The following is a 20,658-nucleotide window of genomic DNA, read 5'->3' as shown; positions in this document are numbered from 1 at the left end:
GACGACGACTTGCAGCAGACGGGGGCCGATCGCGGTCAGTCCGACGGAACCGGCCAGCGCGGGTCGGCGATGAGCCTCGGCCTGTCCTCCTTCTTCGCGCTGGCGCTGGTCCTGCTGATGTTCGCGGTGGCAGCGTTCGTCGAACGCAAGCCCGAGGGCATCGACCGGCCCCGGCTGCGTCGCCACGCCTATACGCTGGCGCTCGGGGTCTATTGCACGAGCTGGACCTTCTACGGCGCGGTTGGCAGCGCGGTGCGCGACGGGTGGAGCTATCTGCCGATCTACGCCGCCCCGATCCTGTTGCTGCTTGCTGCGCCGCGCCTGTTGCGCCGCCTTGCCGATGCAGTAGCGGAAGAGCGCGCGACGACGGTCTCCGACTTCATCGCGGCGCGGTTCGGCCACGATATCGTGGTCGCGCGGCTGGTGACGATGATCGCGCTGTGCGGCACGATCCCTTACATCGCGCTGCAGCTGCGCTCGATCGGCGCGGCGCTGTCGATCGTGTCGGGCGCGGATGTCAGTACGCAGACGATGCTGATCGCCGCCCCGGTGCTGGCGGTGTTCGCCGCGCTGTTCGGCGCGCGCAAGTTCGAGCTGGCCGGGCGCAGCGAGGGGCTGCTCTACGCGATCGCGCTGGAGTCGGTGATCAAGCTGATCGCGCTGGTGCTGGTCGCGGGCATCGCGGTCGCGGTGATCGTCAACGCCGACGCGGCGTCGCTCAATCGCGGCCTTGAAGGGTTCCAGCAAAGTTTCCGCGCCGATCGCATCTCACTGGAGGTCGCGGTCATCTTCCTGATCGCGATGCCCGCAATCCTGGTCCTGCCACGCCAATTCTATATGGGGCTGGTCGAGGCGCGCCGGCCCGATGATTTCGTCCGCGCCCGCTTTGGGTTCGCCGCCTATCTCGCAATCATGGCGCTGGTGGTCCTCCCGATCGCGCTGGCCGGAATCATCCTGCTCGACCCCGGCATCTCCGCCGATCTCTTCGTGCTGGAGCTGCCCGCCGCGCGCGGTCAGGCGCTGATCCTGACCGCGGCATTGCTGGGCGGCGTGAGTGCAGCCGCGTCGATGGCGATCGTCGATTCAACCGCGCTGGCGACGATGGTTTCGAACGACCTGCTCTTCCCAACCTTGATCCGCCGCCGGGGCCTCGGTTCAGCCGGGGAATCCGGCGCGATGGGCCAGCGGATGCTGTCGCTGCGCCGCCTCACCATCCTTGCCATCATGGCGCTCGGCCTCGGCTGGGCGCTGCTGGTGTCGTCGCAGGATTCACTCGCGTCGATCGGCCTGATCGCCTTTGCCGCGATGGCGCAGTTCGTGCCGCACCTGCTGCTCGCTGCGACCGGCAAGGGCCGCGATCCGCTGGCGGCCCGCGCGAGCCTGACCATCGGGTTCCTGCTGTGGCTCTACACGCTGGCGCTGCCCCCGGTCCTGCCCGCCAGCTGGATCGCCGCGCTGTCGGGCGGGCCGGCCGACCCGGTCAATCTGCTTGGCATCGGCGCCGCCTCGCCGCTCACCCATGGCGTGATCTGGAGCATCGGCGCTAATCTGATCGTGTTTGCCGCCATCGCGGCGCGCGGGATCGGCGCGCCGCAGCTACCGCGTCTGTTCGGCGCCGAGCGATCAATCAGCAACCAGCGCGACCTGATGCTGCTGACCGGCAGTTTCGTCGGACATGAGCGCGCCGAACGCGCGTTCGAGGACGTCGATCCGCTCGCGCCCGTGGATCGCCGCACCGCCAGCCGCGCGCGCGCACTGATCGCGCAGGTCGTCGGATCGTCCTCCGCCCGCGCGCTGGTCGCATCGGCGCTCGCCGGAAACCGGCTGAGCCTGCAGGATGTCGCCCGCCTGCTGGATGAGGGCGGCGCGAGCCTGCAGTTTTCCCGCAAGCTGCTCGCATCGACCTTCGAGAATATCGATTCCGGGATCAGCGTCGTCGATGCCGAGCTGAACCTCGTCGCGTGGAACAGCCGCTATCTCGACCTGTTCGACTACCCGCCAGAGCTGGTTCATGTCGGCGCGCCGATCGCCGACCTGATCCGCCACAATGCCCGGCACGGCGATTTCGGACCCGGCGATGTCGAATATCATGTCGAAAAGCGCCTTGGCCATTTGCGCTATGGCCAGCCGCACAGCTTCGAGCGCCGCCGCCACGACGGCAAGACGATCAAGACCGTCGGCGGGCCGATGCCGGGCGGCGGCTATGTCATGTCGTTCACCGACATCAGCGAGGAAGCGCGGATGCGCGCCGAGCTGCGCACCACGCTGGAAGAGCTGGAGCGCCGGGTCGAGCAACGCACGAGCGAGCTGAGCGAAGTCAACCGCCGCCTCGCGCTGGCCGACCGCGACAAGACGCGTTTTCTCGCAGCAGCTAGCCACGACTTGCTACAGCCGCTCCACGCCGCGCGCCTGTTCACCGGCGCGCTCGCCCGCGATGCCGCGCCCACGCAGCAGACGCTGGTCGCACAGGTCGAAAACTCGCTCGTCGCGGCGGAGGATCTGCTGCGCTCGCTGCTCGACATCAGCCGGCTGGATGCGGGCGGCGTGACCCCGGAGCCGGTCGCGATCGCGCTCGCACCGTTCCTGTCCGACCTGATCGACAGTTTCCGCCCGACCGCCGCAGCGCAGGGCCTGAAGCTGCGCGCCACAGCGCTGCGCGGCACCGTCCAGTGCGATGCCGGGCTGCTCCGTTCGGTGCTGCAGAACATCATCGCCAACGCGCTGCGCTACACGCAGGCGGGCGGCGTCGTGGTGGGGGTGCGGCGACGCGGCAGCCACTGGCGCATCGATGTGGCCGATAGCGGCGTGGGAATCGACGCCGCGCAAATCCCGCTGATCTTCAACGAATTCACCCGGCTGGGCGCGGTGGAGGTCGAGGGGCTGGGGCTCGGGCTGGCGCTGGTGCGGCGGATCGTCCCGCTGCTCGGCGGCGACATTGCGGTCCGCTCGCAGCCCGGACGCGGCAGCTGCTTCAGCCTGACCCTGCCTGCGCACGACGCTGCCCCTGACGCGCCCGCCGAGCCGGCTCCGGTGACGCAGGGCGCTGAACGCGCGCTCACGGTTCTGGTCGTCGATGACGATGCGCGGATCGTCACGGCGAGCATCGCGCTACTCGAAGCGCTCGGCCATCGCGGCGTCGGTGCAGAGACGATCGGCGACGCCCTGCACCATGTCGACCGGATCGACGCGGCGCTGGTCGATTATCAACTCGCGGGCGGAGAAACCGGCGTGACGCTGATCGCCCAGCTGCGCGCCGCGCGGGCCGACCTGCCAATCCTGCTGGTCACGGCGGAGACGACGCCGGAGGTGCGCGCTCAGGCCGGAGCCCTGGGGGTCGAGATGCTCACCAAACCGGCCACGCCGGCCGCGATCGATGCCTTCCTGCGCCGCGCTTCAGCCCTGTGAGTCGATCCCGAGTGAGCGCGCGACCAAAGCCGCCTGAGTGCGGGTGCGCACATCCAGCTTGCGCATGATCGCGGTCATGTGAACCTTCACCGTCGCCTCGCTGATGTCGAGTCGGTGCGCGATCTGTTTGTTCAGCTGTCCGTCGAGCACCGCGAGCAGCACCTTGAGCTGCATCGGCGTGAAGCCCGCGACGGTCTTGCGCACCTGATCCATCGGCCGGTCGCCAAGCGGCTGCTCCACCGGCGCATCATGGTTGAGCGCGCGCGCAATCGCCTGTTCGATCGTGCCGAGATCGCAGCCCTTGTGCAGGAACCCGACCGCGCCGAACGCGCGCGCCTCAGCCGCTGCCTCCGTGCCCGCGCTGGAGACGACCAGGATCGGCACCTTGGGGCATTCGGCGTGCAGCAAGGCGATCCCGGAATAGCCGACCGCGCCGGGCATCTTCAGGTCGAGCAGGATCAGCCGCAAATCCTGCGCCGAGGCGGCCGCGGCGGCGGCGGTTGCCAGCGTCCCAGCCTCGATCATGCGCGTGCCCGGGATGATCCGCTCGACCGCCAGCCGCAGCGCCTGCCGGAACAGCGGGTGATCGTCCGCGATAAGGACCGACCCGCTCAACCCGCGCGCTTCCGGCCCGACGCGCGGGCTTCCGGCTTGCAAAATACAGGCTGCGCCGCTGGCGTCATGCGTCCCTCCGTCCCCGTCGACCCGATCGACGATCCATAGGGTAGCGAATCGCCGGAGTCATGCTGAACGGGGATGAGATCGCGACAGGTCATGGACTTACGACTATGGTCGCAATCGCGCCGGAATGTAAGTTGTCCTACAATCCAGCTTGCCTCACGTCGTCAGCGACGCATAGAAGGCAGATCGATCGGGAGGGCGAACAGGCCAATGGCTCAGATGGATTACGGACGGATCGCCCACGCGATGATCGCCCCGCGCCTCTGCAGTTCACGCATGCCGACCGAACTGCATTCAACAGATTGAACGAACAGGCGACGTGCCGCGGGTCGTAAAACCATAATCGCGGATGACACCGGTATCAGATCGGCTCAGACACTTAGGGGAGTGACAGCATGAAGAAATTGGCTCTTGCGATCAGGGTCGCGGCGCTCGGTTCAACCGCGCTGATGCCCACGGCCTATGCGCAACAGACCGAAGCCACGCCTGCCGACGAACCCGAGCAGGAAGAGGAAGTGGTCGTCACCGGCATCCGCGCGTCGCTGGAAAACGCGCTCGATATCCGCCGCAAGGCCGATGTGATCCTCGATGGCATTTCCGCCGATGATATCGGCAGCACCCCCGACCTCAACCTGGGTGAGGCGCTGCAGCGCATTCCCGGCGTCCAGATCAACCGCTCCGCCGACCGGCGCGATGCGTCGATCAGCGTGCGCGGCCTGCCCAGCCAGTACACCAAGACCACGGTGATGGGGCAGAGCATCGCGACGCCGACCTTCGGCACACGCGGCAACGGCAATCCGTTCGGCATCTTCGACGCGGCGATCTTCAGCGGCGCGGACGTGATCAAGTCGTTCACCGCCGAGATTCCGGCGGGCGGCCTTGCCTCCAACGTCGACCTGCGCCTGCGCTCCGCCTTGTCGCGCAAGCAGGGGTTCGTCGCCCGCGCCGAGCTGCAATATGAAGAGACGACCGAGGATGCCAATCCCGGTTACTTCCTGTCGGCGGTCAAGCGCATCACCCCCAATTTCGGGGTCTATGCCACCGGCTCCTACGCCAAGCAGAGCTTCCGCCGCGACACGATCCGGGTCAATTCCTACACCTCGTTCAGCGCCGCGCGCCGCGCTCAGCTTGCGGCTGCAAATCCGGGGTTCGACATCCCCCTTACCGACACGAACGGGGTCGTGAACGACATCGTCTTCCCATCGGAAGTGCGGCAGATTTCGCAGACCAATCAGGGCTACCGCCTGTCGGGCGGCGCGGGAATGGAGTGGGAGATTTCCGATGCGCTGAAGGTGCGCGTCGACGGCATCTACACCCGCCGCGACCTGTCCGACGCCAATCTCGACCTGCTGATCGCCTTTCCGCAGGATGCGACCGGCATCGTTACCCCGCTATCGGCCCCGGTCTCGCTGGGCACGTTCGATCGCGGCTCCAATGGCTCGCTCGAGAATATCTATGTCGTCAACAACATCGCCGCGAGCGACTTTGCGATCCCGATCGGCAACCGCAATTTTCCCTCGATCGACCAGAGCTGGGCGATCTACCCCCAGGTCAATTTCCGCAACGATGACTGGGCGGTCGATTTCGTCGGCACCTGGTCAAAGGCGGTCGGCGACAAGCGTGAGTTCCTGTACGAACAGCGCATCCAGCCCAATACCGGCCGTGCCGACGTCAATGGCGACGGGATCGATGACGCGGGCAACGGCGCCTATGCGATCATCAACACCGGGCTTGGCAATTATGGTGACTTCCTGTTCGACCTGACCGTGCCGAGCGCGCTGCTCAATGTCGGCAACGGCACCTACACGGTCAGCGCAGGCAATGCGATTCAGGCGCGCAACTCGACCCGTCCGCAGAACGTGGTCTTCACCGCCAGCGGCAATGGCGTGCGGGTGCAGCGCGATATGCTCGCCGCCGACTTCAAGGTCGAGCGGTTCGTCGAGTTCGGTCCGTTCACCAGCGTGAAGGTCGGCGCCTATTATCAGCAGGAGACTGCGGATCAGACGTTCCAGGAAAACGCCAATATCGGCACGCAGCTCAACAATCTGACCAACAACATCTTCCGCCTGAACGACGCCGTCACCTCCGGCGGCACCTTCTTTGGCGGCGGCGCGCCGGGGGCCGAGTTCGGCAATTTCTACTCGCTCAACATCCGCAACATCGAAGCCGCGATCTACCCGGTCATCAGCACGGTTCCGCCGGGCGTCACCTTCGCGCCGACCGCGGCCCAGCTGGCAGCATTCTTCCCCGAACTGACCCCGGCCGCGCGCAGCCGGATCACCTATGCCAACATCCTCGCACTCGCCCCGCGCAACTCGCTGACCGGGTTCATCCAGCGTTTCCCGCTGAACCGGGTCGAGGGGCAGAACTTCAACTCCACACGCGACAATCTTGAGCTGTTCGCGATGACCAAGTTCGATCTGGAGCAGTGGAAGGGGCTGCCGGTGCGCGGCAATATCGGTATGCGCTATGTCCGATCGAACCTGTCGGGCGTGACCCGTGATCAGGCGCTCGATTTCTACACCGCGCTCGGTTTTACCCAGGCCGATTTCCGGCCCGGTTATTTCCTCCAGCCCGAACCCGCGACGGGCAAGTACAGCGCGTGGCTGCCCTCGGCCAACCTCGTCTTTGAAATCACACCCAAGCTGGTGGCACGCGCGGCCTATTACGAAACCTTCGAAGCATTCGATCTGGTCGAATTCAGCCCGGCCCCCACCCGCATCCTTGAGGATGTCGACCCCGAGGCTGGCGACACGGTCAGCGCGGTGCGCATCGACGTCAACCGCTTCGGGCTTCAGCCGCGCAGCTCGCGCGCGTTCGACTTCGGCGTGTCATGGTACAACCGCCCGGGCAGCGTGATCGCGCTTGGCTATTTCAACAAGCGCGTGACCAACGACATCCTCACCCTCAACAATTTCTGCCCCGCCGGACAGAGCTTCACGATCGAGGGCCAGACCTTCGGCCCGCTGTTCATCGACGGGTCGGGCCGGTGCCGGATCAATCAGGGCAACCCGATCGAAACCGCCAACCAGCGCATCACAATCAACCAGATCGTGAACAACCCCGACGCGATCACCGTCAATGGCCTGGAATTCCAGATCCAGCAGCGCTTCGATTTCCTGCCCGGCTTCCTGAGCAACACCGGCGGCGTGTTCAACTATACCCGCGTGCGTTCGGGCGGGGCCAATGGCACCAAGCTCTACAATGTCGCCAACGACACCTACAACATCATCGGCTATTATGAGGACCGCCTCGTCCAGCTGCGCATGGCGTACAACCACGCCTCGGAGATCGAACTGGCGGGCGGATCGACCTTCACCGGCAGCGCCAGCCGCGTGCGGCCGCGCGGGCAGCTCGACTTTTCGGGCGCGCTCAAGCCGAGCAAATGGCTCGAACTGCGGCTGGAGGTGTACAACATCACCAATTCGCGGCGTGAGGAATATGAAGGCGATCCGCGCCTCAACCGCGTCGCCGATTTCGATGGGCGCACGGGTGCGCTCAGCGTGACGGTGAAGTTCTGATGCGGGGAGCGGCACTGCTCGCGGGAGTGCTGCTAGCAGCCGCACCCGCCACTGCGACCCCGACGCTGGCACAGTGCAAGGGCGCGGAAGGCTACCTCGCCAGCGGGCAGCGCACGTTTCTGTGGCGGCCCGAATGGCTGGCAGCGCAGCGTGCCGCTGCCACAAGCGACCCGGCACTACGCCAGCGGCTGATCCGTGGCGCAGACGCGGCGCTGCGTCGCGGACCGTACAGCGTCACCGAAAAGCCGCGCGCGGCGGGCAGCGGCGACAAGCGCGATTATCTGTCGATCGGCCCCTATTGGTGGCCAGACGCGTCGAAGCCCGATGGCGAACCCTATCGCCGCCGCGACGGCGAGGTGAATCCGGAACGCAATGGCGACCGGTTCGACGTCCAGCGGCTCGGTGCGTTCAGCCGCGATGTCGAGACGCTGGCGCTGGCGTGGCACGCGACCGGCGACATCCGCTATGCCGAACATGCGGCAAAGCTGCTCCGCGCGTGGTTCGTCACGCCCGCAACGCGGATGAACCCCAATCTCGATTATGCGCAGGCGGTGCCCGGCGTCTCGGCCGGGCGTCCGGACGGGATCGTCGAGGCGACGCGCCTCGTTCCGGTGATCGAGGCGATTGGCGTGCTCGGCACCAGCAAGGCGATCACCGCCGAGGACCAGCGCGCGATTGAGGGCTGGTTCGGTGATTTCGCGACCTGGCTGGCGACCAGCCCCAACGGCAAGGGGCAGCGCGCGGCGAAGAACAACCACGGCGTCTATTACGATATGCTGCTCGGCCAGTTCGCGCTGTTCGCGCGGATGGACAGCGTGACCCAACGGCTGGCGCAGGACTTCCTCACCCGCCGCCTCGGCCCCCAGATCGACGCCGCCGGCACCCTGCCCGCCGAAACCGCCCGGACGCGCAGCTGGCATTACTCCGCCTTCGCACTGCGCGCCGGGGTCCAGATGGCGATGCTGGGCGAGTGTGTCGGCGTCGATCTGTGGCAGGGCGATGCGAAAGCCAATCCGCTGCGGCGGGGGGTGGACTATATCGCCGGCTATCGCGCGCGGCTCGACGCCTGGCCGTTCAAGGATATCGACCTCGCCGACCCCGGCCGCCGCGCGCGGGCGATGGCGGAGAGCGACACGATGCTGACCCTCGCGACCTGGGGCTTCCGCGATCCGCGCCTCGCCCCGCCAGAGGTGCCCGCGGCCGATTCCGGCTGGCTGGTCCCCTATCCGCGCTGATCGAATGAGAGTGACGATGACCCGAACCGCCCTGATCGCGCTCGCGCTGACCACCACGCCGGCGCTAGCCGGGCCGCTCACCGTTGCGCCGCATCTGTCGAGCCACATGGTCCTGCAGCACGGCAAACCCGCGCAGGTCCGGGGCGGCGGGGCGCAGCCGGGGGAAGAGGTCGCCGTCACCTTCGGCACAGCCACGGCCCGTGCGCGCGCCGATGCGCAGGGCAATTGGCAGGTCACCCTGCCCTCACTGCCACGCGGCCAGAGCGGCGCGGTCACGGTCCGGTCGGCCAGCGGCGCGTCGCTGCAACTCGACGATGTCGTCACCGGCGATGTCTGGCTGTGTTCGGGCCAGTCGAACATGGACCTGCCTGTATCGGGCAGCGCCAATCCCGACCGCACCGCGCGGGAGAGTACCGGGCTGCCGGTCCGGCTGCTCAAGCTCAAGCGTACCGCCGAGGCAAAGCCCGCACGCGACATCGTGCCGGAACTCGCCTGGTCGCGCGCGGCGCCCGACAATCTCGGCGGCTTTTCCGCCGCCTGCTGGCACATGGCGCGCGAAATCCTGCGCCACGATCCAAAGACCCCGCTCGGCCTGATCCACGCCGCCTGGGGCGGATCGACGATCGAGGACTGGATGTCGCCCGCAGCGTTGCGCACCGCCGGGGCATCGGCCGAGCAACTCGCGTGGCTCGACCGCTATGCTACCGACCCGGCGGCGGCGCTGGCTGCCGCAGTGGACGCGACCGACCGCTGGGCCGAACAGGTCGATCCCGGCTCGGCCGGCGCCGCATGGGCCGCGCCGGGCCTGGACGACAGCGGCTGGGAGCAGATCGCGGTGCCCGGCCAGTGGGAGCGGTCGGGCGTCGATGGCCTTGGCGGCTATGACGGGATCATGTGGTTCCGCACCAGCATCGCGCTGACCGCCGCTGACCTTGGCGATGGCAAGGACGTCGTGGTCCAGCTCGGTCGGATCGACGAACGCGACCGGGTGTGGATCAACGGCGTGCCGGTGGGCGCGCAACTCGTCGCCGCCGAAGCGCGCAGCTACCGCATCCCGGCCGGCGTGCTGCGCGCGGGTGAGAACAGCATCGCCGTGCGCGTGATCGACGAGATGGGCGGCGGCGGGTTCAGCAGCCCGGCCGACGCGCTCGCGCTGGTGCTGCCCGGCGGCGCACGCAAGCCGCTGGCCGGATCGTGGCGCTATCGCCGCGGCACCGCCGACAGCGCGTGGAAGGGCGCCCCGCCTGCAATCCCGTGGAGCATGCCGCGCGGCCTGACGATGGCGTGGAACGGCATGATCGCGCCGCTCGCCGGAACCGGCCTGCGCGGCATCGCCTGGTATCAGGGCGAATCGAACTCCAGCCGGGCCGCCGCCTATGCCGGCGCGCTGCGGGCATGGCGAACCTCATGGCGCGCGCATTTCGCCGATCCCGCGCTGCCGGTCGTGGTCGTTCAGCTGCCCGGCTATGGCCCGCGCAGCATCCGGCCCGTCGATGCCCCCTGGGCGCAGCTGCGCGAGGCGCAGCGCATCGTCGCCAACGAAGACGCCGGGACCGGGCTGGCGGTCGCAATCGACCTGGGCGTCGTCACCGACATCCACCCCGCGCACAAGGACGTGGTCGGCGAACGCATGGGTCAGGAGGCGCTGCGCGTCGCCTATGGCATCGCCCGCCCCGCCGCGCCCCAGCCGCTCAAGGCAAGCCGCACCGGCGAAGGCATCGCCATCACGTTGCGCTCCGCCGACGGACTCGCGGTGAGCGGCGCACTGGAGCCGGTCGGGTTCGAGCTGTGCGATGCGACCGGGGCGTGCCGCTTTGCGCGCGCGACCGTGCAGGGCCAGTCGGTGCTGGTCCTCGACGATGGCCGCCCGGCGAGCGAAGTCCGCTATGCCTGGCAGGGCAGCCCCGCGATCAACCTCTATGCAAAATCCGGCCTGCCGCTGGTGCCGTTCCGCATCACGATCGACTGACGGGCTCCCCTCCCCGCAATCTACCTGTATTTCTACGGGCATCGCATACGCGACTTTGCGGTTAGGATAGCCGGCTCGCGAAGGGGGAGCATGTCGAGAGCGCTGATCATCGAGGACGACGACGCACTGCGCGAAGAGCTGGTCGACCTGCTGGAGACCTGGGGCTTCGAAGCGGTCAGCGTTGCAACCGGCGAAGCGGCACGCGCGGCGGGCGATGGCCCGTACGCGGTGGTGCTGTGCGACTATAAGCTGCGGACCGAAAACGGCCTCGATGTCCTGCGATCGCTGAAGCTGCGCGGGTGCGGCGACGCACCGACGCCGCGCGTCTACCTGATGACCGGCCATCTCGATCTGACTGCGGCCGCGCGTGACGAGATCGCTACCCTCAGCCTCGGGCTGCTGCTCAAGCCGCTGTCGGCGGGCGCGCTGCGCGCCATCGTCACCGGGGACACCGCGTGATCGCGGGATCGCGCCAGTTCAACATCCCCGCGGTTTCCAGCCTGACCGCGGCGGCCGGCTGGATGGTCGCGCTCGCGGTGGCAGTATGGCTGTCGAGCAGCCGGTTCGTGCTGGCGCCGGGGTTCGAATTCTATCTCGGCCCCCTCTTCTATCTGGTCGCCTATCGCTGGTTCGGCATCCGCTGGGGTCTGGTCACCGCAGTGCTCACCATGGCGCCGTCGATCTGGTGGTGGGGGCATCCGGTATCGGTCCTGCTCGCCATCGGGCATGTCCTGGTGGTCGCGCGGTTTCGCCCGCGCCAGTTCAGTTTTTCGACCATCACCTTCTTCTACCAGCTGACCATAGGCACCGCCGTCGCAGGGGGCCTGGTCTACTGGCACTTCAACGCCCCGATCGAGGTGACGTCGGTCGTGCTGCTGCGCAAGATCCTGTGCGAGGTCACGCTGGCCGGGATCGCGGACATCGTCACGCTGCTGATCGTGCGCGACGGGAGCGACTGCCGGTTGCGCCGCGCACGGGTCGTGTCGCTCCAGCTTTCGCTCGACGCATTGGTGTCGGTCGCCGTGTCCGGCGCGGCCACGTTGTTCCTGATGGGCACCCTCACCAATTTCGGCAATCGGCTGACCATTCTTGAGGATCAGATCCGCGCCGTGGTCAGCGAATTGCACGCGAACGCGCCGACCAGGCCGCTGCCGGCCACCATCCACGTGGCCGGGTCCGAAGCTCCGCTCGCGCTGATCGCAGTGCCGACCGCCGAACTTGCCGCCGGCGCGCAACGGCTGGGCTGTTCGCGAACCGACCGCGGCATCGGCGGGCCGGACGATCGCAACACCTTCACCTTCTGGATGCGCGCATGCGTCGTCGCTGAAACGCGCGGTGGCGTGAGTATTCTGGTGGCGACCCGCCCGCTGGTACTGGAGATCTTCCGCACGATCCTCGCCGGACTGTTGCCGCTGATGGCGTATCTGTTGCTGGCGGAGGTCGTGCTGTTCGGATTCCGCCGCTCGCTCTCCCGCTCGATGCGGCTGTGGGACGATGCCGTGCAGGATTTCGCGGGCCGGCGGCGGATCGAGACGGTCGATGCGCCCTTCCTCGAATCCACCGCAGTGCTCAAGATGCTGCGCACCGCGACCGACGAATATCTCGACGCCGATCACGAGCGTGAGCGGCTTGCCCGCACGGTGGACGAACTGCGCAATGCGATCGACCTGCGGCTGATGAGCGGGCTGCGCATCGGCGACGACGCGCTGCATTATCTGGAGCTGACCCCGGGTGCGGGTGCGCGTGATGTCACCCTCCCGTTCAACCCCGCCGATCGCGGCGCGCTGACCTCGCTGCGCGGCACCCACGACATCATGGCCGAGTTCCGCGTGGCGGATTCAGAGGCGCAAAACTGGTTCCTGCTGCTCGCGCATGAGTATGACGCGGTGGCGTGCGAATGGCGCTTCGGCTGCCTCATCCGGTTGCGCGCATCCGAAGCGATGCAGACCAAGATGCTGCACAATGCGCGGCTGATCGAACTCGGCGGCATGGCCTCCGCGCTCAGCCACGAATTGCGCCAGCCGCTGTTCACCATTTCGCTCGCCGCCGAGAATGGCGCGGCGATGCTGCAACGCGATCCTCCCGCCTATGACCGGGCGAAACAGAAATATGTCCGCATCCTCGAACAGGTCGCGCGCGCATCGGCGATCATCGAGCGGACGTCGACCTACGCCCGCGAGGAGCGCGGCGACCGCGAGCCGACCGATCTGGTGCAGGCGATCCACGACGCCGCGCGCTTCATGCGCCCGGTGCTCCACGAACGCGGGATCGAACTGCGCATCGTCGCGCGCGGCACGATTGCCCCGCTGATGCTGCCCCGGATCGGAATCGAGCAGATCATCGTCAACGCGCTGCAGAATGCGGCGGACTCAATCGAGCAGGCGCGCGGCACCGGGGCAGTCGCGACATCGATCCGGATCGAGATCGCCAAGCGCGACGAGCATGTCGAAATCGCGATCCGCGACGATGGTGCCGGCCTGTCCGATTCGCTCGCCGAATCTCCATTCGACGCGTTCAGCACCTCCAAGCCTGCGGGCAAGGGGACCGGCCTTGGCCTTTTCATCTGCCGCCAGATCGTCGACGAAATCGGCGGCCGCATTGCGCTGTCCGGCAATGCGCCGGGGCCGGGTGCCACCTTGACGCTGACCTTCCCGCTTTCCTCACCATGGAGCCTTAAATGACCGCCGACGCGACGCTTGAGGACAAGGACCCGATCTACCTCGTCGATGACGATACCGACCTGCGCAACGAGCTGGCCGACGCGCTGGAGGATGCGGGGCATGTCGTCAGCGGGTTTGCCAGCGGCGAGGCATTTCTGGCGGTCGAGGCCGAGCTGCCCGCCGGCTGTGTCGTGCTCGACCTGACCATGCCCGGCATGAATGGGATGGAGGTCCACACGGCGCTGACCGATCGCAAGAGCGATCATGTCGTGGTCATGCTGACCGGCACCGGCAGTATCGCGACCGCCGTATCCGCGCTGCGCACCGGCGCGATCGACTTTGTCGAAAAGCCCGCCCAGCTCGATCTGCTCAAGTCCAGCATCGAAACCGCACGCGTCCGCCGGATCGCCGCCGCCGCGACCAATGAGCGGCTGACGGCGGCACGCGCGCGGTTCGCCGGCTGCACCCCGCGCGAACTCGACGTGCTGCACGGCATGGTGCTGGGGCTGTCGGCGAAGATGACCGCGCGCCGGCTCGACCTGTCGTTCCGGACGGTCGAAAGCTATCGCGCGAACCTGATGACCAAGCTCGGCGTCCGCTCGCTCGCCGAAGTGGTGCGCATGGCGATCGAGGCGAAGCTCGAACCCGAAGGCGCGATCCTCACCGACTAACGGCGGCCCCCGCAAATTGGTTAACGCACGTTCCCGTAATGCTACGGCGCGTAATTCTCCGAGATGCGCGCCACCGGCTGAAGGTCTATTCCCGTAACTGCGCCAACCCGATCTCTGTCGGGCCGCAGGACAGACCATCAGATCCGGGAGGGGACACCGTGCAGCAGCAATTTGCCACCTATTTCGAACGGCGCGCCCGTCAGGAACTCGGCCTCGCGCTCGGCGCCGTATCCCCGGCCCAGCGCTCAGCCCGCCTCGCCATCATGCGCGAGTTCGAGCGCCGCGCGACTCTGGCGCAGGAACGTCCCGTCTGGCCCTGAAACGCCGAGCGTTCAGCTTGATCGCGTAGCGTCGGTCACCGGATCCAGCTCGCGGGCATCGGGCAGCCGCCCCATTGGCAGCGATCCGGTCTGACGTTCGATCCGGCGGTGCACGACTGGCGCGATGCCATCGATCTGCAGTTCGCGCAGCGCCAGACTGTTCGCATCATCCGCACGCGTGCGGCGCTGATTGTGGCGGACATAGTCGGTCCAAGTCGGCACATGGTACCGCTCGATCCACAGCTCCGGCTCACCCAGATCACGCAGCAACGTCCAGTGCCGCGCGCCGTCGCGCCGGCGAATGCGGCGCCGTTCGCTCATCACGCTCAGGAACTGGGCGATATCGGCTTCGGCGATGCGGTGTTCGATCGTGATCACGATCGGCCCGCTACGCGGTTCGACCGGCACCCGGGTTTCGGGTTCGCGCCAGCTGTCGCGCGGATCGAGATCGAGCTGATTGATCTCCGGCACCGCGAGCCACAGCCCCACCGCGATCCCGACCAATTGCCCCAGCGCAGCGAGGAGCAGCGCACTGGCCAGCCCATGGTGCTGGGCAATCAGGCCGAACACCCAGCTTCCGGCCGCCATCCCGCCAAATGCCGCCATCTGGTACAGCGACAGCGCCCGCGCGACGACCCAGCGGGGTGATGCCATCTGGACGCTGACATTGAAGGTCGAGAGCGCGGTAACCCAGCCAGCACCCGCCAGCACCAGCGCGATCAGCGTCCCCACCAGCCCCGGCTGAAGCGCGACCAGCCCGGCCCCCAGCGCCAGCGCCAGCGCAGCCAGCCGGACCAGCGTCTCGGTCGACACCGCCTGACGCAGCCTCCGCGCACCGATCGCGCCGATCACCGCCCCGGTGCCAAAGCCGCCGAGCAGCAGGCCATAGGTCAGCGGACCGCCGCCGATCAGGTCGCGCGCGATGAGCGGCATCAGCGCCGGAAGTGCGCTCGCCGCGAACCCGAACAGCGCGGCACGCACCAGCACCACGCGAATGCTGGGCGACAGGCGGACATAGCGGATCCCCGCCGCCATCGCGACGCCGAGCCGCTCGCGCGGCAGCCTGCGCGCGGGCAGGTCCGGCTTCCACCGCAACAGGACCGCGATCAGCCCCAGATAGCTGACCGCGTTGACCAGAAACGCCGCCGCCGCCCCCGCCACTGCCACGATCGCACCGCCCAGCGCCGGTCCGGTACTGCGCGCGATGTTGAAGCCCATGCTGTTATAGGCGACCGCGTCGGGCAGCATCGGCCGTGGCACCATGTCCCCCACCGATGCCTGCCACGCCGGTCCGTTGATCGCCGTGCCGCACCCGATCAGAAAGGTGAACGCGAGCAGCGTCCAGGGCGTGATCCAGCCAAGCCACGCGCCGATGGCAAGGCCCGCCGACACCAGCAGCATGAAGCTCTGTGCGGCGAGCATCACCCGACGCCGGTCGAGATTGTCGGCCACCGCCCCCGCCCACAGCGACAGCAGCATGATCGGCAGGCTCACCGATGCCTGCACCAACGCGATCATCTGCGGCGATGCGCCGAGCCCCGTCATCATCCATGACGCCCCGACCGACTGGATCAGCCCGCCGAAGTTCGAGACGAGGCTCGCCATCCACACGGCGCGGAACAGCGAAACAGAAAATGGACCGGAAGACGGTTGCGGCATGACCCCCGCTCAATGCCGCAAATCGGCAAGCGATCCAATCGACTGGAAAATCCTGACAGGCGCGGCGCACGCCGTACGCGCAGACCATGATTGTCAGATGCGGATCGAAGCGCAGTCGCTATGGTCGCTCCAAATGCGCATTCTCCTGACTCTGGCCCTGCTTTCGATCTCGACCGGCGCGCTCGCGGCGGAGCGCGTCGCGGTGCCAGCGGCTGCCGAGGCGAGGCTGGCGGCCCGCGATTTTCCCGGAGCCGGAGCGATCATCCTCCCGGCGTTCGAGCAATGCATGGCGGCGCCCGATCCGGGCGACACCTGCCTCGACATCGTGATGTTCATGATCCGCATGGCCGACATGGCTGGCGATGCGCCCAATTACGACAAACTGCTGGCAGTCGCGCTGCACTATGCCGAACTGGTCCTGCCGCCGCAGGACCGCGAGCTCGCCGATTTGCGCAGCAAGGCCGCCGACCGCCGCTTCGTCGCTGGCGACTATGCGGCGGCGGAATCGCTCTATCGCACCGTGCTGGCGGCGCGACGGGCGGCGGCACCCGTGGACGACCCCGCGCTCGCACAGGCGCTGTCCGACCTGCACCTGACGCTGCGGCTGCTCAGGCGCTACGACGACGCCCTGCCGCTCGCGGTCGAGCGGACCGCGGTTGCGCGCCGCATCGGCGACCCCGCGAAGCTGGCCGACGCATTGTGGCGCGAAGGCCAGACCCTGTTGAACCTGACGCGCTATGCCGAGTCCGAGGCACGGCTGCGCGAATCCGCTGCGCTGGACGCGCGCGCTGGCGAGGGGCGACGGGCGGCAAGGCTGGCGACGCTCGACCTGCTGTCGCTCAGCCTGTTCGAACAGCGCCGCTTGCCCGAGGCCCGCACCGTGGCGGTCGAGGCGCTGGCGCTCGCGATCGCAGTCGAGGGCGCGCGCGGCGACACCACGCTGGACGTCATGGGCGACATCGCGATTTATGACCGCGATCTGGGCGATCTTGATGCCGCAGAAGCCGGACTTCGCGCCGCCATCCTCCGCGCCGATGGGACATCGCATGCGGCGGTCAAGGTGCGCGTCCGGCTATACTCGGCGCTTGCCACCGTGCTCTTGCGGCGCGGCCGCGCGCTCGATGCGGTTCAGATCATGGCCAGGCCGATCGACGAAATGGCGTCGTTGAGCACTGCCGAGCAGAACGACCTGTCCGACGTGCTACAAAACTATGCCGTATCCCTCTCCGAGATCGGACGGCTGGCCGACGCGGAGATCATGTCGCGCCGCGTGCTGACGATCCGCAGGGCGACACTGCGCGCCGACGATCCGCTGATCGCACGCGCACTCAGCACGCTCGGCTATATCCTAGACAAGCTCGATCGGCGCGAGGATGCGCTCGCCGCGCATATCGAGGCGACGACCCTGCGGTTGGGAGAGGGCAAGGATGAGGCCACGCTGGCGCGCGACGATTTGCTGATCGTGTCGGTCGGCAATGTCGCGGTCACGCTGGTGCAACTGGGTCGCCTCGAACAGGCGAAACCGTTTCAGGAACTGGCGTTGCAACTGTCCCAAGCACGCTTTCCCGCCGGATCGTCCGATCTGGCGACGGCGCTCAATCGCTGGGCACAATATCGCAAGGCGATGGGGGTGTGCGACGGGCTCGACGCGGCACGCGAGGCGCGGGCGATCTGGGCCCGAGAAGCCGGCACGGTGTCTCCGAACCGGGTGATCGGAAACATCAATCTGGCGCTGCACCTGCGCCAGTGTCGCGGCGATGCGGCGGAACAGCGGACCTATTGGCGCGACGCGGTGCGCTACCTCCTCGCCGATGCCGGGCAATCAACCGACTATGACGCCCGCGCCAAAACCGTCCTGAGCGACCGCCGCGTGGTGTTTCTCGGCAACGTCGACGCGAACTGGCAGCTGGCGCACGCGACAAAGCGCTAGACTCGGGTCCGCGCCTCTGCGGCGGCGCTGACCGGATTACGTCAGGCCGCGTTATGGCGCCGAGACCGCAACGATCCGGCTGCTCCGCCTGGCATCGGCGGAGCGGGTGCGGAGTTCGACCGGGCCGCGCACGGTCACCGGGCCGCCATAGCGCGTCCACTTCCCGCCGCGCTCGCGATATTCGATGATCACGCCCGGCAGGTCGCTGTTCGCCTCCAGCGTGCCGCCGATGATCCGCGCGCCCGGCGGGGCGACGCGATAGGCGACGCCCATCCGCTCGAGCGGTGCGAACTGCGCCGAAACCCGCCCGGCAAAATCGCGCCACTCGGCGGACAGCGCGGCGCGATCCACGCGCGGGTCATGCCATGCATAGGACTGGCCGGGGCGATAGGCGGGCGTCCACCGCGCCGCCGTCCAGCCGCGCTCGGCCAGCGCGAGCAGGCGGGGGAACAGCATGTAGTCGACCTGCGCGTCGGTGCGCACGGTTTCGCTCCACAGCTGCGCCTGAATCCCGGTGATGCGGCGGCCCGGTTCGCGGATCGGCTTGTCCTCGATCGACTGGGGCTGGGCGCTGATGTTGGGGATCAGCGCGGCATTGGCGGGGAGGTTGTCGGGCATGAAGCCGAACACCTGATGGCTGTCGACCCCGCGCGAGGCCCAGTAATAGCCGCCCTCATCCGGATGCGGCGCATAGGGCATGTCGAAATAGCCAAGGTCGGGGATCGACAGCACCACGTCCCATCCCCGGTTGAGCTGGTCATGCGCCTCACGGATCGCGCCGGTGTGGAGCACGCCCCAGATGTTGGTCAGCACGTTCGCCGGCATCCGCGCCGGATCGGTATGCCCCATGCCGTCGCTCCACCCGCCCGCGCGGATGCCTTTCGCCGCGAGCGTGGTGGCGACGCGCTCGATGAAGCGCGGGGTCAGGTTGCGTGCGTCGCTGCCATTCTCCGCAATCATCGCCTTGCACGCGGGCGAATTGACCCAGGCGCCCGCAGTCTCGTCCGCGCCGAGATGGAAGGTCTTGAGCGGTGCGCCCGCCGCGCCATGCATCGCCGCCAGCGCATCCACCACCGTGTCGACGAAGCGATAGGTGGCGGGGATGCATACGTTGAGCGTGTTGTCGGTATAATGCTGGATGCTGCGATATTTGGTCGTGTCGGCGGGGTCGATCAGGCGATAGGCATCGGCCTCCGCGCGCTTGCCCGCCGCTGCCAGCCGGTCATGGCGCCGCTCCATCGCGACGATCGCGGCGCGCGAATGGCCGGGCATGTCGATCGACGGGATCACCTCGATCCCGCGCGCCGCCGCCGCCCGGACAATTTCGACATAGTCGGCGGTGGTCAGATATCCGTTCACGCCAGACTTGCCGTCCGGCCCCGCGCCGAGTTGCGGGAGCAGGCAGGTTTTCTCCGCCGGATCGTGGCAGCGCACAGACCCGATCTGCGCCAGTTCGGGCAGCGCGGGGATTTCGATCCGCCAGCCTTCGTCCTCAGCCAGATGCAGATGCAGCTTGTTGAGCTTGTACGCCGCCATCGCCTCGACCAGCTTCAGGATCTGGTCGCGCCCATGGAAATTGCGGCCAAGATCGAGATGCAGCCCGCGATGCGGGTAGAGCGGCGCGTCCTCGACGGTGATGGGGCGCAGCTTGCGCTGTTCGAATGCAGCCTGTTGCGCAAGCGAGCGCAAGCCGTGGCTGGCCCCGGCAGCATCAGCGGCGGTGATCGCGATGCCGTCCGCGCGCGCGTCGAGCCGATAGCCTTCGGGCGCGATGCCGCTCGTTGGATCGACGCGGACGCGCAGCGGTAGCGCGCCGGTCTCATCGGTACCGAGCGCGGCCAGCGCGGGGGCGATTGCGGCGCGATCCACGCCGGTGAGCGTCAGCCGAATGCCTTTGGTCAGGTCGACTACCGCACCGTCATGCTGCGCAGCATGGCTCGGGCGCGGGAGGATCACGATCCCGCTGGCGGGTGCAGCCGCACGTTCGGCATTCTGCACGAACGCGCGCTCGGGGGTCAGCCACACCGTCTTGTCGCTGTCGCTTTTGCTCGTCAGCCGCGCCGCGTCGGTCATCGGCGCGACGAAGCGCAATGCGGGCAGGCCGGTATCGGGGTCGATGGTGTCGCGGGTCGCCGCGATCACCCGTGCCTGCCGGCCCTCTGCCACCAGATAGGCATTGGGCATCACCACCGCGCGCGACAGGTGCGAACCGACGCCCCACAGCTTGATCACATGCCGCGCACCCGGCCGCAGCACAGCGCCGGGCTTCAGCGTCAGCTGCTGCACATCGCCATTGATGTTGCGATAGTCGAACAGGTCGCTCTCGATCCGGTCGAGCGGATTGACGAAGCTGAAATAGAGCGAGAGGTCAGCGCCCTTGCGCAGCGAGGGCGGGAGCTGTTCCGGCAAGGTCAGGGTGATCGTCGCGAGGAAGCAGTTCGCAAGTCCCTCGGGACAGACCGGACGGTTGTCGACCACTTCGAACCGGTAATCGAGCCCGGCGGCGAGCTGGTCGAGCGCGGCCTGGGGCGGTGCGTTGCCCTGTGCGACGGCTGGCCCCGCCACGCTCAGCGCCAATGCCCCCATCCAGCCGATTCCGCGCATTCG

The 20,658-nt window shown here is 67.8% G+C and carries 12 protein-coding genes; 9 read left to right on the top strand and 3 right to left on the bottom strand.

Going from position 1 to position 20,658, the window contains the following annotated elements; genetic code table 11:
• The first annotated feature begins 9 nt into the window (after positions 1 to 9).
• Positions 10 to 3,405: a PAS-domain containing protein gene (locus VGN66_RS05835; RefSeq protein WP_327517918.1), complete on the top strand. Its 3,396-nt coding sequence runs from the start codon at positions 10 to 12 to the stop codon at positions 3,403 to 3,405.
• Here VGN66_RS05835 and VGN66_RS05830 read toward each other — a convergent pair.
• Positions 3,394 to 4,020 (bottom strand): response regulator transcription factor, encoded by a 627-nt coding sequence (locus tag VGN66_RS05830; RefSeq protein ID WP_327517917.1) that lies wholly within the window; start codon positions 4,018 to 4,020, stop codon positions 3,394 to 3,396. The two genes, VGN66_RS05835 and VGN66_RS05830, sit on opposite strands and share 12 nt — an antisense overlap.
• 461 nt (positions 4,021 to 4,481) lie before the next feature.
• On the opposite strand from VGN66_RS05830, the gene VGN66_RS05825 reads away from it, so the two are divergent.
• The 7 genes from VGN66_RS05825 (at position 4,482) to VGN66_RS05795 (ending at position 14,462) form a co-directional block, all read left to right on the top strand.
• Complete coding sequence (locus tag VGN66_RS05825) at positions 4,482 to 7,607, top strand: TonB-dependent receptor (RefSeq protein WP_327517916.1); 3,126 nt, start codon at positions 4,482 to 4,484, stop codon at positions 7,605 to 7,607.
• On the top strand, positions 7,607 to 8,842 hold the full coding sequence (locus tag VGN66_RS05820; RefSeq protein ID WP_327517915.1) for an alginate lyase family protein: 1,236 nt from the start codon (positions 7,607 to 7,609) through the stop codon (positions 8,840 to 8,842). Before VGN66_RS05825 ends, VGN66_RS05820 begins: the two co-directional genes overlap by 1 nt.
• Before the next feature lie 16 nt (positions 8,843 to 8,858).
• Positions 8,859 to 10,811, top strand: a complete 1,953-nt coding sequence (locus VGN66_RS05815) for a sialate O-acetylesterase (protein ID WP_327517914.1) — start codon at positions 8,859 to 8,861, stop codon at positions 10,809 to 10,811.
• A 90-nt stretch (positions 10,812 to 10,901) separates the two neighbouring features.
• Complete coding sequence (locus tag VGN66_RS05810) at positions 10,902 to 11,270, top strand: response regulator (protein WP_327517913.1); 369 nt, start codon at positions 10,902 to 10,904, stop codon at positions 11,268 to 11,270.
• On the top strand, positions 11,267 to 13,492 hold the full coding sequence (locus VGN66_RS05805) for a HAMP domain-containing sensor histidine kinase (RefSeq protein WP_327517912.1): 2,226 nt from the start codon (positions 11,267 to 11,269) through the stop codon (positions 13,490 to 13,492). Before VGN66_RS05810 ends, VGN66_RS05805 begins: the two co-directional genes overlap by 4 nt.
• The gene (locus VGN66_RS05800; RefSeq protein ID WP_327517911.1) at positions 13,489 to 14,142 is read left to right on the top strand and encodes a response regulator transcription factor; all 654 of its coding nucleotides are present in this window, start codon (positions 13,489 to 13,491) and stop codon (positions 14,140 to 14,142) included. The genes VGN66_RS05805 and VGN66_RS05800 overlap by 4 nt, the downstream gene beginning before the upstream one ends.
• A gap of 158 nt (positions 14,143 to 14,300) precedes the next feature.
• The gene (locus tag VGN66_RS05795; RefSeq protein ID WP_327517910.1) at positions 14,301 to 14,462 is read left to right on the top strand and encodes a hypothetical protein; all 162 of its coding nucleotides are present in this window, start codon (positions 14,301 to 14,303) and stop codon (positions 14,460 to 14,462) included.
• Positions 14,463 to 14,474: 12 nt separating this feature from the next.
• On the opposite strand, the gene VGN66_RS05790 is transcribed toward VGN66_RS05795, so the two are convergent.
• A complete protein-coding gene (locus VGN66_RS05790) occupies positions 14,475 to 16,121 on the bottom strand; it encodes an MFS transporter (protein ID WP_327517909.1) in 1,647 nt (548 codons plus the stop codon).
• Positions 16,122 to 16,254: 133 nt separating this feature from the next.
• Here VGN66_RS05790 and VGN66_RS05785 point away from each other — a divergent pair, with 133 nt between their 5' ends.
• Complete coding sequence (locus VGN66_RS05785; RefSeq protein WP_327517908.1) at positions 16,255 to 18,051, top strand: tetratricopeptide repeat protein; 1,797 nt, start codon at positions 16,255 to 16,257, stop codon at positions 18,049 to 18,051.
• 51 nt (positions 18,052 to 18,102) lie between these two features.
• Here the strand turns inward: VGN66_RS05785 and VGN66_RS05780 are convergent, their stop codons facing one another.
• Positions 18,103 to 20,655: a family 20 glycosylhydrolase gene (locus VGN66_RS05780; RefSeq protein WP_327517907.1), complete on the bottom strand. Its 2,553-nt coding sequence runs from the start codon at positions 20,653 to 20,655 to the stop codon at positions 18,103 to 18,105.
• Positions 20,656 to 20,658 lie beyond the last annotated feature (3 nt).

Source organism: Sphingomonas sp. (assembly GCF_035998645.1).
In the GTDB taxonomy this organism is placed as follows: domain Bacteria; phylum Pseudomonadota; class Alphaproteobacteria; order Sphingomonadales; family Sphingomonadaceae; genus Sphingomonas.
Note: the sequence above shows the minus strand (reverse complement) of the source record. Positions and strands in the feature narration are given on the sequence as shown.